The 15,947-nt window shown below is 74.0% G+C and carries 11 protein-coding genes; 3 read left to right on the forward strand and 8 right to left on the reverse strand.

Going from position 1 to position 15,947, the window contains the following annotated elements; genetic code table 11:
• Positions 1-32 precede the first annotated feature (32 nt).
• A complete protein-coding gene (locus tag IF00_RS0110290; RefSeq protein WP_030316609.1) occupies positions 33-1,736 on the reverse strand; it encodes a DUF885 domain-containing protein in 1,704 nt (567 codons plus the stop codon).
• Positions 1,737-1,785: 49 nt separating this feature from the next.
• Positions 1,786-2,283, reverse strand: coding sequence for an Lrp/AsnC family transcriptional regulator (locus tag IF00_RS0110295; RefSeq protein ID WP_030316610.1), 498 nt, complete (start codon positions 2,281-2,283; stop codon positions 1,786-1,788).
• Positions 2,284-2,342: 59 nt separating this feature from the next.
• On the opposite strand from IF00_RS0110295, the gene IF00_RS0110300 reads away from it, so the two are divergent.
• The gene (locus IF00_RS0110300; protein WP_030316611.1) at positions 2,343-3,584 is read left to right on the forward strand and encodes a trans-sulfuration enzyme family protein; all 1,242 of its coding nucleotides are present in this window, start codon (positions 2,343-2,345) and stop codon (positions 3,582-3,584) included.
• On the opposite strand, the gene IF00_RS0110305 is transcribed toward IF00_RS0110300, so the two are convergent.
• The 6 genes from IF00_RS0110305 to IF00_RS0110330 all read right to left on the reverse strand — a co-directional run bounded on the left by IF00_RS0110305 (position 3,481) and on the right by IF00_RS0110330 (position 13,753).
• Positions 3,481-4,935: a GNAT family N-acetyltransferase gene (locus tag IF00_RS0110305; RefSeq protein WP_030316613.1), complete on the reverse strand. Its 1,455-nt coding sequence runs from the start codon at positions 4,933-4,935 to the stop codon at positions 3,481-3,483. The two genes, IF00_RS0110300 and IF00_RS0110305, sit on opposite strands and share 104 nt — an antisense overlap.
• 88 nt (positions 4,936-5,023) lie before the next feature.
• Complete coding sequence (locus IF00_RS0110310; RefSeq protein ID WP_245234472.1) at positions 5,024-7,768, reverse strand: DUF7824 domain-containing protein; 2,745 nt, start codon at positions 7,766-7,768, stop codon at positions 5,024-5,026.
• Between the two features lie 56 nt (positions 7,769-7,824).
• Positions 7,825-9,234: an SWIM zinc finger family protein gene (locus tag IF00_RS0110315; protein ID WP_051820044.1), complete on the reverse strand. Its 1,410-nt coding sequence runs from the start codon at positions 9,232-9,234 to the stop codon at positions 7,825-7,827.
• A gap of 105 nt (positions 9,235-9,339) precedes the next feature.
• On the reverse strand, positions 9,340-10,929 hold the full coding sequence (locus IF00_RS0110320; protein ID WP_030316617.1) for an alkaline phosphatase D family protein: 1,590 nt from the start codon (positions 10,927-10,929) through the stop codon (positions 9,340-9,342).
• A 153-nt stretch (positions 10,930-11,082) separates the two neighbouring features.
• A complete protein-coding gene (gene pdxR, locus IF00_RS0110325; protein WP_078944613.1) occupies positions 11,083-12,615 on the reverse strand; it encodes a MocR-like pyridoxine biosynthesis transcription factor PdxR in 1,533 nt (510 codons plus the stop codon).
• 106 nt (positions 12,616-12,721) lie between these two features.
• Positions 12,722-13,753 carry a saccharopine dehydrogenase family protein gene (locus IF00_RS0110330; protein ID WP_030316621.1) on the reverse strand — a complete coding sequence of 344 codons (1,032 nt, stop codon included), beginning with the start codon at positions 13,751-13,753 and terminating at the stop codon, positions 12,722-12,724.
• Between the two features lie 91 nt (positions 13,754-13,844).
• Between IF00_RS0110330 and IF00_RS0110335 the strand changes: the two genes are divergently transcribed.
• On the forward strand, positions 13,845-14,846 hold the full coding sequence (locus IF00_RS0110335; RefSeq protein ID WP_030316622.1) for a helix-turn-helix domain-containing protein: 1,002 nt from the start codon (positions 13,845-13,847) through the stop codon (positions 14,844-14,846).
• A 16-nt stretch (positions 14,847-14,862) separates the two neighbouring features.
• Positions 14,863-15,801 carry a TetR/AcrR family transcriptional regulator gene (locus tag IF00_RS46825; protein WP_245234473.1) on the forward strand — a complete coding sequence of 313 codons (939 nt, stop codon included), beginning with the start codon at positions 14,863-14,865 and terminating at the stop codon, positions 15,799-15,801.
• Positions 15,802-15,947: the final 146 nt, after the last annotated feature.

A 15,947-nucleotide genomic window follows, 5' to 3' on the forward strand; every position in this document is an offset into this window, starting at 1 on the left:
AGCGATCGGCCGGGGATCTCAGTGCTCGGTCGTCACAGCCGCGAGAGCTCGTCGACCAGGTCGTCGAGGCCCAGCGGGCCCTGCGAGAGGGCCGCCATGTGCCAGGCCTTCGCGTCGAACGCGTCGCCGTGCGCCGCCCGCGCGTTGGCGCGGCCGAGCAGCCAGGCGCGCTCGCCCAGCTTGTAGCCGATGGCCTGGCCCGGCATCGACAGATAGCGGGTCAGCTCGCTCTCGACGAAGGACGGCGGGCGGCTGCTGTGCCGCTGGAAGAACTCCTGGGCCAGCTCGGGCGTCCACCGCTCGCCCGGGTGGAACGGCGAGTCGGCCGGGATCTCCAGACCCAGGTGCATGCCGATGTCCACGATCACCCGGCACGCGCGCATCATCTGCCCGTCGAGGTAGCCCAGGCGCCGCTCCGCGTCGGGCAGGAAGCCGAGTTCGTCCATCAGACGCTCCGCGTAGAGCGCCCAGCCCTCGCAGTTGGCGCTGACCTTGCCGATGGTCGCCTGGTAGCGGGAGAGGCGGTCGGCGACGTGCACCCACTGGGCGAGCTGGAGGTGATGGCCGGGCACGCCCTCGTGGTACCAGGTCGACACCAGGTCGTACACCGGGAAGCGCGTCGTGCCGTCCACCGGGAGCCAGGTGCGGCCGGGCCGGGAGAAGTCCTCGGACGGGCCGGTGTAGTACGGCGCGGCGGCGCCGCCCGCCGGGGCGATGCGGGACTCCACCCGCCGTACCCGGTCGGCCAGTTCGAAGTGGGTGCCGTCGAGCGCCTCGATCGCCTCGTCCATGAGCTGCTGGAGCCAGACCCGGACCTCGTCGACCCCTTCGACGTGGGTGCCGTGCTCGTCGAGGTGGGCGAGCGCCTCCCAGGGGCCGGCGCCCGGCAGGATCCGCTCGGCCTCGGTCCGCATCTCGCCGAGCAGCCGGTGGTACTCGGTCCAGCCGTACGCGTACGCCTGGTCGAGGTCCAGGTCCGTGCCGTTGAAGTAGCGGGTCCAGCGCTGGTAGCGCTCGCGGCCCACCGTGTTCGGGGCATCGGCGACGGCCGGGGCGTACACGTCCCGCATCCAGTCCCGCAGAGCCGTGACGGCCTCGGTGGCGCCCCGGCCCGCCTTCGCGAGCCCGGCGCGCAGATCCTCGGGCAGGGTGTCGGGGGCCGCGGCGGCGAACTCCTCGAACCAGCCCTGCTTCCCACTGTCCCCGCCCGCCCACTCGGTGAGCTGGTCGACGAAGGTGGCGGTGGGGCGCGGCCCGCCGAGGAGCTTGCGCTCGAGACCGAGCGCGAGCGCGGAACGGTAGCCCTCGAGCGCGGCCGGGACCGCGCGCAGCCGGGCGGCGACCGCGGCCCAGTCCTCCTCGGTCTCCGTCGGCATCACCGTGAAGACGATGCGGACGCTGTGCGCCGGAGAGCGCATGTTGCTGACCGTACAGAGGCCCTCCTCGGCCTCGAACATGGCGAGTTCCGCCGTCAGGCGCTCCCGCAGCAGACGGGCACACCGCTGCTCGGCCTCGCTGTCCGCGCCCTCGACGCTCTCCGCCGCGTCGAGCCGGGCGAGCGTCCGGCGGGCGAGGTCGGCCACGGCCCGCTGGCCGGCCGGCGAGAAGTCGGGCAGCAGTCCGGCGCTCTCCTTGACTCCCAGGTACGTACCGGTGATCGGGTCGAGGGCGATGAGCGCGTCGACGTGTTCGTCGGCGACCTGGCGGGGCAGCGGGCTGCTGGAAGTCTCTGGCATGGGGGTCATCCTGGCGCCTCCGGCGGGCCCGCGTCACCCTCGTCGAGGGTCAGTCGGCTGACAAGGAGGGGCTCGAAGCGGGCGGCAGGAGCGGGCCGCACTCCCACTCCTGGAAGATCAGCCGCGTCTCGACGCGGGCGACCTCACGGCGTGACGTGAACTCGTCGAGGACGAGTCGTTGCAGGTCGGCGGGGTCCGCGACGGCCACGTGCACCAGGTAGTCGTCGGGTCCCGTCAGATGGAACAGCGCCCGGGACTCCGGCAGGGCCCGGATCCGGTCGACGAACGGACCGATCAGTTCCCGCCGGTGCGGCCGGACCTGGACGAGAAGGAGCGCTTCAAGCCCTCGGCCGAGTTTGGCCGGATCCAGTCGTAGCTGGTGTCCGAGGATCACGCCTGTGCGGCGAAGTCGCGCCACCCGGTCCAGGCAGGTGGACGGTGCCACTCCGACCTCGGCGGCGAGTTCGCGGTAGGTGGTCCGGGCGTCGTTCTGCAGGAGGCGAAGAATGTGCAGATCGACCGCGTCCAGTACGACAGAATCGGCCATCTGGCGAACGTAGCACGGCGAATTCCCGCTACCTCCCGGTAAACGTTCACAGTGCCGCCATGGACGCCATGGACTACGGCCACTCGGCCACCCCGAGAGCCCTCGCCACCGAAGCCGTGCACGCCGGCCGCGAAGACCTCGCCTCGCTCGGTCTGCACGCCCCGCCGATCGACCTGTCCACCACCTACCCCTCGTACGACGCCCGGGCCGAGGCCGCCCGGATCGACGAGTTCGCCACCACCGGAGCCCGTCTCGACGGGCCGCCGGTCTATGCCCGGCTCGACAACCCCACGGTCGCCCGCTTCGAGGAGGCCCTCGCCCGCCTGGAGGGCGCCGAGGCCGCCGTCGCGTTCGCCAGTGGCATGGCGGCCCTCACCGCCGTCCTCCTCGCCCGGGCGAGCCAGGGCCTGCGCCATGTCGTCGCGGTGCGTCCGCTGTACGGCTGCAGCGACCACCTGCTCGACGCCGGTCTGCTCGGCACCGAGGTGACCTGGACCGACCCGGCGGGCGTGGCGGAGGCGATACGCCCCGACACCGGCCTGGTCATGGTGGAGTCGCCCGCCAACCCGACTCTCGCCGAGGCGGACATCCGCGCCCTCGCGCACTCCTGCGGCTCCGTGCCGCTCCTGGTCGACAACACCTTCGCCACGCCCGTGCTCCAGCGCCCGGTCGAGCAGGGCGCCCGCATCGTGCTGCACAGCGCGACCAAGTACCTCGGCGGGCACGGTGACGTCATGGGCGGCGTCGTCGCCTGCGACGAGGAGTTCGCCCGTACCCTCCGCCAGGTCCGCTTCGCCACCGGCGGAGTGCTGCACCCGCTCGCCGGCTATCTGCTGCTGCGCGGTCTCTCCACCCTGCCGGTACGGGTGCGGGCCGCGTCCGGCACCGCGGCGGAACTCGTACGGCGCCTCGCCACCGACCCCCGGATCGCTCGGGTCCACTACCCGAAGATCGGCGGCGCCATGATCGCCTTCGAGGTGTACGGCGACCCGCACGACGTCATCGCCGGCGTCCGGCTCATCACCCCCGCCGTCAGCCTCGGCAGCGTCGACACGCTCATCCAGCACCCGGCCTCCATCAGCCACCGCATCGTGGCCGAGGGCGACCGGCGCTCGTCGGGCGTCAGCGACCGGCTGCTGCGGATGTCGGTCGGTCTCGAGGACGTCGAGGATCTCTGGCGGGATCTGACCTGGGCGCTCAGCGCTCCGCCCGCCGCACCCCTTCGTGCGGCTGCTCCTGCCGGGTCTCACGGTGCTGCGGCCGGGCGGCCGGTCGCGGTGCCGAGGCCAGCCGGGCTGTGATCACCAGGGTGCCCTCCTCGATCTGGTAGTCCAGGGGGAGGTTGAGCGCCCGCATCGCGGCCACCATCCCGGTGTTGGACGACTGCGTCACCGCGTACACGCTCGTGCAACCGGTCTCCTCGGCCATCGCCACCAGCCGGCCGAGGAGCTCGGAGCCGATGCCGCGCCGCTGCCAGTCGTCCTCCACCATCAGCGCCACCTCGGTCTCGTCGCCGTCCCAGAGCAGATGCCCGAGGGCGACGAGCCGGCCGGAGGCCGTCTGGACGGCGAGCGTGCGCCCGAAGCGCGGGCTGAGCAGATGGTCGAGGTAACGGTCGGCGTCGCCGACGGGGCCGTGGTAGCGCAGGCCGAGGGTGCGTGCCGAGCAGCGGTCGTGCATGGCGCGCGCGGCGGGCAGGTCGCGCTGGTCCGCGCGCCGGACGGTGATCTCGTTGCCCTCGGGGAGGGTCAGGACGTCCTGGCTGCGCGGGACGCGGGGGCCGAGCCGGGCGTCGAGCTCCACGAGGGCGCGGGCCCGGGCGAACTCGGTCGGGGTGAAGGGGAGGTAGGGCCGCTCCACGATGAGCGTGCCGCCGTTGGGGTCGCGCAGCCGCATCACGGTCTCCTCCAGGACACCCTCGACCGGGGCGTGTTCGCCGGTGGGGCGGCCGGTGAGGGAGACGGCGGGCACGGAGTGGAGGGTGCAGCGGCCCAGGAGCCGGCGCAGCGCGAGCGGCAGCTCGGCCGCGTCGAGTGCCGTACGGGTGGCCAGGCCGAGGACCCGGGTCGGGGTGTCCACCAGGTCGTGGGCGTCGGCCCGCTCGGTCCAGGTGTCGCGGCCGCCGGCCGCCGCCGTCTCACGGGCGAGGGCCTGGGCGGAGAGATCGGCGGGGGCCCGCAGCAGGAACTCGTCGACCGTGCCGTCGGCGAGAGGATGCGTCTGGAGGGTGAGGATGTCCACGCCCAGGCGGGCGAGGACCGTGCACAGGGCGGCGAGGCTGCCCGGCGTGTCCGCGACGGTGGTCCGCATCCGCCACAGTGCGGTCTCGACAGGCACCACGGGCCCCGTCTCTCCCTGCTCCTCCTCGGCCCTCACCGGGGCGGCCGCGGTGGAGTGCCCGCCGGTGTGTCCGGTGGGCGGCGCATGGCTCGCATGACTGCGCCTCCGGGCCCACCAGGTGTGGAAGGCCACGGTGGCGGCCAGCGCGATCGCCGAGAACACCAGGAGGTAGGGGCCGTCGGGCCCCTTGGCGATGGTCTTGGCGATCGTGTCGGCCACCACCACTGCGGTGAACAGTGCGGCGAGCTCGATCAGGTCGTGCCGCCAGTGGTGCGGACGGCGGGCGCTCTTCGAAGACGTCACATCGGTCATGACCTCACTGTGACCCAGTGGTGTTGCGCGATCACGAACGCTTTGTGACTGACGGGTTAAGCGCCCATCTAGCGGCTTAAAGAACGATTCAGACCGTTTCTGTCAGCGGCTGATCGGCCCCCCGCCGGAGTGCGCCTGCCAGCCGCTTCGCCTGGACGACGAACTGCGAGGCGCTCCGGGCCGAGGCCATCAGGTCGAGCCCGGCCACCTCACCCCGGGCCCCGCACCGCTCCACGCAGTCCGCCGCGACCGCGAGCACCTCGCCCAGACCGCGGACCGGCTTCTCCGCGCCGAGCAGCTTCGGCAGCAGCGGCTCCAGGACCGCCCAGACCGTGCCGTACGCGCCCGTGGCGGCCGTGGTCCGCAGCGCGTCCGCCAGCCGGTTCGGCTTCACCGAGCCCTCCACGACCAGCCACGCCAGCTCCGTGCCGAGCAAACGGGCGTCCAGGTCGCCCCGCGACGCCAGGACGAGCAGCGCGTCCACCGCGCGCAGCCGGTCGTCGGCGTCCTGGCAGCCCAGACCGAACGCCAGGGCGAGATGGACGGCCCTGCCGACCGGGCCACCCGCCTCGGCGAGCGCGGTGAGTGGTTCGGTCACGCCGCGCTGGTCCGCGTCGGCCCCCGAAGCGAGGGAGGACAGGACGCACGCCGCCACGAACTCACGGTCCAGCGGCAACGCCGTGGCCCAGTGCGCCCGCGTGTCCAGCCAGTGGTAGCAGCGACGGGGAGTCGCCCGCAGCTCGCCGCCCAGCCATCGGAACGCGGCCGGGAACTCCTTGCGCACCACGGGGCGATCGTCGATCTCGACGACGATCCGGTCCGTCAGCCACCACTTCTGCGAGGCCCGGTCCTTCCCCCGGTCGAGGAACCGCACCCTCGTCCCCAGGGGCTCAGCCGCCCGCAGCCACGCGGCGAGCCGTCGTCCCGCCCGCGTGCCGAGCGCCTCGGCCTCCTCGGCCGCCCGCCCGGCCGACGGATCCCCGTGCCCGACCCGCAACAGCGCCTGGGCGAAGTCGGCCGGGGCCGGCTCGACGCCCGCCTCCCGGTAGCCGCGCAGCCGCTCCACCAGCACCACCGGGTCGATCTCACCGCTGTGCAGGGTCGGTGCGGCGAGCAGGAACGGCAGCGCGTCCGTGCCGATCAGATCGGCGGCCTCCCACAGGCGGGCGTCCAGGATCCCCGACAGAGCCTCGTGGTGACAGGCCTCCCGGCCGTTGCCCTTCGCCCGCCCGGAGTCGACGCGCCACCCCGGCAACAGCCCCAGCAGCCCCGCGAGTACCACCTCCGCGCCGTGGGTGTAGTGGCTGAAGTAGTGCTGGTGCTCCCAGTGCTCCGTCGGGAACGCCTCGCGCACCGCCTCCTCAAGACCCTTCCGGTCCCGTCGCGCGAGCCGCACCAGACCGTCGAGGGTCCGCTCGAACGCCGCCGGGTCCTGGTACTGGCCCCTCGTCAGCAGCTCCTCCACCAGCGCCTCGACCGTCGTCGCCGGGAGAGCCACCGGCTCCCGCTCCGGGACCGGCGGCAGGATCTCCTCGTAAGGGGCCCCGGACTCCACCTCCAGGTCGCTGCCGAACAGCGCCACGGCCGCCGGACGGTGCACCGGACTCAGCAGACCGGCCTGCTCGGCGAGCTCACGCCGTACGGAGACGTCCACCGCCGCCGCATGACGGCCCACCAGCTTCAGGGCCCGCTCCTGGATCGTGGTGTCCTCGTGCCCGAAGGCCTCCGCCACGGCCGGCAGCAGCTCCTCCACCACGCCGGGCTCCCGCGCCAGCACCTTGCCGACCAGCGTCAACTGGGCCCGCACCAGCTTCTTCTCGGTACGGAACAGCACCCCGCCCGTCATCTCGGCCAGCGCCCCGGCCGCCAGCGCGCCGTCGGCGGCAAGGCCCGCGAGGACCTCCTGCGCGTACCCCGCGACGGGGGACGGCGCGTCGGCCGTCATCCCGATCCAGTCCGGGACCCGCTCCCGGCGCTCGGCCGCGCTCGGTTCGACGAGCCGCAGCACATCGAGCGGGAAGCGCAGATCCCGGGCCCGGCCGCCGCGCAGCAGCCGGGAGACGCACAGGTCCACGACCTGGGCCCGGTCGAGCACGCCCTCCGTGACGAGCGTCGCGAGCGCGGTCGGCCAGTGCGTCGGCGCCTCGGGACCGACCGACCAGGTCAGCCGGTCGGGCGTCTCGGCCATGGCGAGCGCGTGCGGCACGAGCACCCGCGTGTGCGAGTCCTCCCGGAGCCGCTCCAGCAGGCGCGAGTCGGTGATCTCCCGCGTCCACGCGAGGACATAGCCGTCGGTCGCGGGCACCGCGCACCCGGAGCGCTCCACGAGTCCGCGGATCAGGCCGTAACTGCTCTCCGCCACCGTCGGCCGCGCCGCGAGCCGCTGCGCCACGTCCGCCGTCCACGCCGGATCCCGGTCGGCGAGCACCGAGAGGACCAGGGTGCCGTCCTCGGAGCGCCAGCTCAGCAGGTCGCGCCCGCCGAGCCAGGTCGCCGTCGCGGCCGCGCCGGTCTGGCAGCCGGCGCCCGCCACGTACAGCGCGCGCCGCACGGCGGTCGCCTCGTTCCACCGCTTCCAGTCCCAGGCGCGCACCTCGGAGCGCAGGGACTTCAACTGTCCGAGGGCGGTCTTCCGGGCGGCGGCGTCCAGCGGCTCCAGGAGCGCCGGCACCTTGTGGGCGCGCCCCGCGCGCACCGCCGCGAGCAGCTGCTCGACCGGGGTGCCCCCCTCCGCACCGCCCGTGCTCCCCGTGTCGCTTCCCGCGTCGTTCCCCGCCCCGCGCACCACGGCGCTCCTCACCTTGATCATCATGCTGTCCATCACCCTGTTCACCAGGCTGTTCCCCACCTCGGTCCCCCCACCGTCCACCGTCGCCCCGGCGCTCCCCGTCATCGCGCCGCCCCGGCGACCGTCGTGCCGTCGCCCCGGGCGCCGACGGGCTCGGGCCTCGCGCCCCGCCGGACCATCCGGACCGCGAGCGCGTGCTTGCAGGGGCCCCGGCGGCCCCGGTAGTCGGCCCACCACTGGCAGGTGCAGCTCAGCACCCCGTCCGACTCCCGCACCCGGTAGCGCCGGTCGCCCGAGGCCACGGTCGCCAGATCGCCCTCGACGGTCACCGCACCCTCCGCGACCAGCCGGCGGGCGCTCACCAGGCGTGGGTTGTGCCGCTCGGCGCGGTCCGCGTCGTACGGCAGTTCCCGGTGGAAGTACGCCGCGTCCGCCACGTCGTACCCCACGCGCCCGGCCGTGCCGAGCCGGGTCAGCGCCGCCCGCACCCGGTCGATCGTGAGCCCGGCCTGCGCCGCGAGATCGGCCGGGTCGATCCGCGGCTCCCAGGCGAGGAGGACCGCGACCAGCTCGGCGTCCTGTGCGGCCTCCTCCGTCGCGAGGGCCTCCAGGACCCCGCCCTCGCCGGAGAAGCCCCGCGCGGGGTCGGGCGAAAGGGTCAGCGTGAGCCGCATGCCCGGGAGGACCACCTCCCAGGCGCTCGCCGTGGCCACCGTGCCGTCCGGCACCGGCCCGTACACCCGGAGCCCCGTCGCGTGCCGGAGCACCCGCTCCAGGGCGGCGAGCCGGTCGGGCCCCGGCAGGCACACCGCGCCCGCGCCGGGCCGGGTCGTCGGCCGCAGGGTCCGGCCGGACTGCATGACCCACATCGGCCCGCGCCCACGGGCCTGGTTGCGAGGGAGGGAGCGGAGGAAACGGACGGCCTCCGCCCCGCTCAGCTCGGCCCGCAGATCGAACCGGGCCGAGGCGACCTGCGCCTCGGCGAAGCCCCGCAGCCAGCGGTCCGGCAGCGGGACCTTCTTCTCCACGACCGCCCCGGCGAGCGTGGTCACCGCCATCTCCTCCGGACCCACCCGGAGGTGCAGCGGATCGTCCCCCGTCATCCGCGACAGCGCCTCACGCAGCGGGTTGTTGACGTCGACGTTGGTCGTTCCGTGCCCCGTCTCCGTACCGCCGAGCCCCTCGTCGAGCACGTCCAGGCGTGCGTACACCCCGCCGCAGCCGGAGAAGGACTCGAACCGCAGCCGGTCCCCGTTCCCCGTCACCACCGGGTCGAGCGACCCCGGCCGTATCCGCTGGTGGTAGCGGGCCGCGGCCACGTCGGCGACCGCGAGCAGGCCGCGGGCGGCGACCTGCGGCGAGGCCAGGAAGCCGGCGAAGAAGCGGGGATGGGCCTCGGCCCCCCGGGGCGTGAGACCCCCCGCCGTCTCCAGACCGAGCAGCCGGCCGGAGCCTGTCGACTCCAGCGCGGAAGGGCGGGCATAGGCGAGTGCCTGTACGGATCGCGTCATGGAAACGACGTTAGGACCCGGCACTGACAATCACCGGGGAGCGGCCGCCCGTCCGGCCGTCACGACCGGCGTGACCCGGCCCCCGCACCACACCCCGACCAGGACTTACTGCCCGACGCGCCCCGGTCGCAGTACCTTGCTGAACAGCACCGTCCCGCCGTCCGCCCGCAGACGGACCGTCAGTTCACCGCTGTGGCCGTCGATGTCGACCTCGCCGAAGTACTGCGGGCTCTCCATCGGAGACAGGTTGGCCCGCTGAGGCGCCCGGACGAACACCCGCTCCGGGCCGAACGTCCCGTCCAGCGCGTTCGCCGGGAAGCCGCCCGCGGCCAGCGGACCGGACACGAACTCCCAGAAGGGCGCGAAATCCTGGAAGGCCGCCCGCTCCGGCGCGTAGTGCTGCGCCGAGGTGTAGTGCACGTCGGCCGTCAGCCACAACGTGCCCGTGATCCGCCGGTGCTTGACGAACCGCAGCAGCTCCGCGATCTGCAGCTCACGGCCCAGCGGCGCACCGGGGTCGCCCTGCGCGACCGCCTCGATGTCCGTGCCGTCCGGGACGACCAGGCCGAGCGGCATGTCCGCCGCGAGCACCTTCCACACCGCGGTGGAGGCGGCCAGCTCCCGCTTGAGCCAGCCGAGCTGCTCGGCGCCGAGGATGCCGGTGGTGTCGTCGGCCTGGCGCCCGGGGGAGTTGGCGTTGCGGAACGAGCGCATGTCGAGCACGAACACGTCGAGCAGCGGCCCGTACCGCACCACACGGTGCATCCGGCCCTCGCGACCGCCCCCGCGCACGTGGAGGGTGGACACCGGTGTGTACTCGCCGAACGCGCGCAGGGCGCGTGAGGCGAGGACGTCCACGTCCTTCTCCGTGTAGCGCGCGTCGTCCAGGATCTGGCCCGGGTACCAGTTGTTGCGCACCTCGTGGTCGTCCCACTGCATCACCGTGGGCACCTGCGCGTTGAACGCCCGGACGTTGTGGTCGAGGAGGTTGTAGCGGAAATTGCCCCGGTACTCGTCGAGGGTCTCCGCGACCTTCGACTTCTCGGGCGTCGTCACGTTCCGCCAGATCCGGCCGTCGGGCAGCGTCACGCTCGGCTGGAGAGGCCCGTCGGCGTAGATCGAGTCGCCGCTGCACAGGAAGAAGTCCGGGTCGAGGCGGCGCATCTCCTCGTACGCGCGGAAACCGCCGACGTCGGGGTTGATGCCCCAGCCCTGCCCGGCGATGTCTCCCGACCAGAGGAAGCGGACCCCGTCCCGACGCCGGTCGGGGGCGGTGCGGAAGGTGCCGGCGATCCGCTCGCCCGTCCGGCGCGGATCGTCCGGGTCGGCGAGCGTCACCCGGTAGTGGATCTGCTCGCCCGCGGGCAGCCCGCGCAGCGCGGTGGTGCCGGTGAAGTCCGTGCCGGCGCCGATCAGCGGCCCGTGGTGGTGGCGCACCCGACGGAACGACTCGCTCGCGGAGGTCTCCACGAGCATGCGGGCCGGCCGGTCCGAGCGCACCCACACAAGACCCGAGGACGTCGTGACGTCACCCGTCTGCACACCCCACTCGGCTCGGGGCCGGCCCGACAGCGCGAACGCCGGGGCGGTGGCACCGGCACCGCCGAGGGTGAGCGCCGCCGACGCGGCGAGCGAACCGCGCAGCACGCTGCGCCGGGCGGGGGAGGGGGAACTGCCGGGTACGGACTGGGACATGGAAGAGCCTCCGAGGGGCTGTCCGGGCGGGGGCGGTGCGTCGCCCCCCATGCCTAACGGCCGGGGGCGGCGCCCACACGAACCCCGCGTGAACACTCGCACGAGGGCCGCAGCGGGCCTCCGACGCCGGGCGTGTGAAGGGATCGCCTCACCTCACCTTCGGCCGACCGCCTCCGCCACCCTGCGGATCCCGGCCGCAACCACGGACGGCGCCAGGTGCGCGTAGCCGATCACGAGCCGTACCTCCCCGTCCCCGGGGCGCGCCGTGCCGTACTCCTCCAGGGCCCGCAGCGCCACACCCGCCTGCGCCGACCGTGCCAGGAACCGCTCCGGTGGCCCGTAACGCCCCGGCACGCGCGCGATGACATGCAGTCCGGCGGCGATGCCGCTCACGCCGGTGCCCGGCAGGTGCTCCGCGAGGGCCGACAGGAGGGCGTCCCGCCGCTCCCGGTAGGTGCGTTGACAGCGACGCAACTGCCGGTCGTACGCGCCCCGCGTCACGAACTCGGCGAGCACCGCCTGGTCGAGCACGGGGTTGCCGAGGTCCATCGTGCGCTTGCGCTCGACGACCTCGGCGAGCAGCGCCTCCGGGACGAGCATCCAGCCGAGCCGCAGACCGGGCGCGAGCGACTTGCTGACCGAACCGGCGTAGACGACCCGCTCGGGGTCGAGTCCCTGGAGTGCGCCGACGGGAGCCCGGTCGTACCGGAAGTCGCCGTCGTAGTCGTCCTCCAGGACGTAACCGTCCACCGCCCGCGCCCAGTCGAGCAGTGCGGCACGACGCTCCGCCGACCAGCTGATCCCGGACGGGAACTGGTGCGAGGGCGTGACCACCACCGCCCGTACTCCGGAGGCGGCGAGCGTCTCCGGCCGCAGCCCCTCCTCGTCGAGGGGCAGCCACAGCGTGTCCAGACCGGTCGAGGCGAAGAGCCGCCCGTGCTCCGGGCTCCCCGGATCCTCGATGCCGACCGCGTCGAGCCCCCGCGCCCGCAGCACGAAGCCGAGCAGGGTCGACGCCTGTGCCACCCCCGAACACACCACGAGCCGCTCCGGATCCGCCACCACGCCCCGGCGCCGGGTCAGCATCCCGGCCAGCGCCTCCCGCAGTTCGGGCAGCCCGCGCGGGTCCGGATACCCGAGGGCGGCGTGGGGGAGACGCGCGAGGACGGCCCGCTGGGCCGCCGACCAGGCGGCTCTGGGGAACAGTGACAGATCGGGCGTCCCGGGGCGGAAGTCCACGCGGCCGGCGGGAGCACCCGCACCACGCGCGTGCGTGCCGGCTTCCGCACCGTTCACGACGGCCTCACGCGCGTGCGTCCCCCGGTCCGTACCTCGGGCGCGGACTCCGCCCGCGTGCCTCGCCGCGCCCAGGTCCTCGGCTGCCCCACGCGCGGGCGTGACGCCGAGGCGGCCCCTCGCCGCGTCGCCCACCCATGTGCCCGCGCCCCGGTCGCTGCGCAGATAGCCCTCGGCGGTGAGCTGTTCGTACGCCTCCGTGACCAGGCCCCGTGACACGCCCAGGTCGGCCGCGAGCGCGCGGGTCGACGGCAGGCGGGTCCCGGCCGCGAGCCGGCCCGAGCGCACCGCCTCGCGCAGCGCCTCCTGGAGGGCCCGCCCGCGCCGCCGGGCCGGGGCGGCGGCGGCCGGCAGGAGCAGCTCCCAGGCCGCCTGTCCGTGGCTCCTCATGTCCGTGTGGCCCTTCTCCCCGTCCCGCGGACCGGCGGTCCCGGCCGGGGACCATGATGCCGCGCCCCGCGCGGACCGGTATCAGTCCGATCCGGCGGCGAGACGGTCACCGGTGCAGTTCGAAGGAGATGTGCGGGGCGAGCGCGCGGAGGAAGTCCGGAGCATCGAAGATCTCGCCGGCCGAGGCCACGCCGGTCGTCCTGGTCCGGCCGGTGAGGATGCGCTGGACGGCCTCCACGGCGAGCGGTGCGGTGACGGCGTAGATGTCCTGGCCGACGGCCACGGCCCGGCGCTCCGCGTCGCCCGAGCGGACGACGACGTCCACGAGGAAGGTCTGGTCGGAACGGCCGTGCTCGTCGACCGCGGCCGGAGCCGACGCGTCGGGCGCCGACAGGTCCTGGGCCGCGTCCACCGCCATGTAGGTGCGCACCTCGGGCACCTTCAGATGGCTCGGGAGGGTGACCACATCGGCCATCGTGAACTCGCCGATGACGGGCCGGGGACCCATCGGGGCCGGGAAGGGCCAGTCCTGGACCGTGAACTCGTCGTCGTGGTACTCCAGTCGACCCTGGGTGAAGCGGACGTGGCGGCCGTTCCGCCGCTCCCGGGAGACCTTGCCGGCGGCGAGGGTGCCGGCGGTGGGGTGCCAGCTGCTCAGCCCGTACGCGATGTGGGCCTCGTCGGCCGACGCCCAGTCGCCCATGGCGGCGGTGGCGAGCAGATCGCCCAGGCCGCCGTAGAAGGCCATGGCGGGGACGATCACCGCTCCCGCCGCGCGGGCCCGGTCCGTGAACCGCTCGAACGTGTCGGCGTTGGCCTCGATCTCGGCCGCCACGTCCACGTACGGGATGCCGGCCCGCAGGGCCGCCTCGATCACGGGGGAGCCGGTCACGGCGAAGGGCCCGGCGCAGTTGATCACGGCCGCCGCGCCTGCCAGCGCGCGGTCGAGCGACGCAGGGTCGTCGACCGACGCCGGCCGCACGTCGAGCCCCGGACGGGACTCCGCGAGGGCCTGCAGCCTGTCGGCGTCACGGCCGACGGCCACGGGGACGAACCCGCGGGCGAGCAGCTCCGCCACCACGAACCGCCCGGTGTGTCCGTAGGCGCCGAACACCGCGACCGTGAGCCCCGTTCTCATGACTTCTCCCTGCTCTCGTACGACTCGAACCGTTCTCTTGAGGTAATCCTGGCCTCGGCGGCCGTCGTACACGAGTGTCCGGAACGACATCATGCGTACAATTACGGACGTGGAAACCCACCCGAGGACGGACCTGGGCACCGTCGCGCTGGCCGTCACCGAGGGCATGCGTCAGTTCGAGTTGTCCGTGGCGTACGAGGTCTTCGGGCCGCCCCCGTCCGGAGTGACCGGCCCCTGGTACGACGTCGCCCTCTGCGGACCCTCCACGGTCCGGATCGGCCGGTTCCGGCTGGAGCCCGACGGCGGCTTCGACCGGCTGGCGCGCGCCGGAACGGTGATCGTTCCCGCCCTCGCCGAAACCGACGAGGCCCCGCCCGCCGAACTGGTCGACGCGGTGCGCGCGGCCCATGAGGCGGGCGCGCGCGTGGCCTCCCTCTGCACGGGCGCGTTCGTGCTGGCCGCCGCCGGCCTGCTCGACGGCAGGCGGGCGACCACCCACTGGGCGCACACCGAGGAACTCGCCGCCCGCCACCCCCGGGTGGAGGTCGACCCGGACGTGCTCTACGTGGACGACGGCCGCGTCCTCACCTCCGCGGGCAAGGCCGCCGCGATGGACCTCTGCCTGCACCTGGTCCGCCTCGACCACGGCTCGGCCGTAGCCAACACGGTCGCCCGCAGCCTGGTCGTACCCCCGCACCGCGCGGGCGGCCAGGCCCAGTTCGTGACCACCCCCGTGCCCGCGCGCGACGACCACCCGCTCGGCGATCTGCTCCCCTGGGTGATGGAGCGGCTCGACCAGCCGCTGACGGTCGACGACCTGGCCCGCCGGGCGCGGATGAGCTCGCGCAACCTGGGCCGCCACTTCCGGTCGGTGACCGGTACGACCCCGCTGCAGTGGCTGCTGACCCAGCGGATCCGCCACGCCCAGGAGTTGCTGGAGTCCACCGACGAGAGCGTCGAGGGCATCGCGACCGCCACCGGCATGGGCACCGCCACCACCCTGCGCCGGCACTTCAACCGCACGGTCGGCGTGCCCCCGGACACCTACCGCCGCACCTTCCGCGCCCGCACCGGCGCCGACCGTCTCCTGTGAAAGCCCGGGGGCGCTGATGCGATCTCGAATTGTGTTCGAGAAGAAGTCGACAGCCCAGGAGCCCGCCCGCCCCGTACAGCGCCGGGGCATGGAACGCAGGCGCGCGATCCTCGACGCCGCCGAGGCCCTCCTCGACGAGCAGGGGTACGAAGCCGCGACCCTGAAGGCGGTCGGCGAGCGTGCGGGCATCCCGATCGCCTCCGTCTACCACTGCTTACCCGACCGCTTCCAGGTCGACGCCGCCCTCCTGCAGCGCCATGTGGAAGAGCTCGACCGGCTCATCGGGATCGGACTGGAGGGCCGGGAACCGCGCACCCTGCGCGAGGCCGCGGACGCCGCCATCGACCCCGTCCGCGACTGCTTCCGCCGCCACCCGAGCTCCACGGAGCTGTGGTTCTCCGCGCAGAGCGCGACGGTGACCGACCTGGTGCGGGCCTTCGACGAGGCGCAGACGGAGCGGTTCCTGCACCTGCTCGTGGAGCGCCGGCTGATCGCGGCCGACACCCCGCCGCTCGTCCTCCAGGTGGCGTACGAGGCGGGCATCAGGCTCCTCGACATCGCGTTCCGCGCGACGAAGGACGGCGACGACGCCACGATCGACGAGGCCTGCCGACTCGTGACCGCCCACCTGGAGACGTACGCGCCGTGGCGGTCACCGGGCGGCACGAGCCGCAGGCCCCGTGCCGTCGTGGCGGGGTGGTCGGCCGACCGGGGCCGAAGGATCAGCGGCCCAGGCTCGACAGAACCGCCTTCGCCGCGTTCGCGCCCGAGGTGGCCGCGTCGGCGAGCGACGGCATGTCGAACTGATAGTCGCCGGCGAGGTGGATCGGTCCGAGAGGGGCGCGCAGCGTCGGCAACGATGCGCGCCCCTGCGGTGCCCAGAACGGCACCACGCGAGGGTGACGTCGCACGATTCCCTCCCCGAGCCTTCCTTCGAGCTGCGGGCAGACCGTGAGCAGGTCCGCGGAGAACCGAGCGACGATCTCCTCGAACCCCTCCGCCGGTGCGGCGGCCGTGGCCGCCACACCGGCGGAGGGAGCACAGGGACGTCCCGGGCTGGGTCGCCCTCCCTGCGGAGGGCGGCCGCCGAGGGCGTCACGG

Source organism: Streptomyces flavochromogenes (genome assembly GCF_000717595.1).
In the GTDB taxonomy this organism is placed as follows: domain Bacteria; phylum Actinomycetota; class Actinomycetes; order Streptomycetales; family Streptomycetaceae; genus Streptomyces; species Streptomyces flavochromogenes.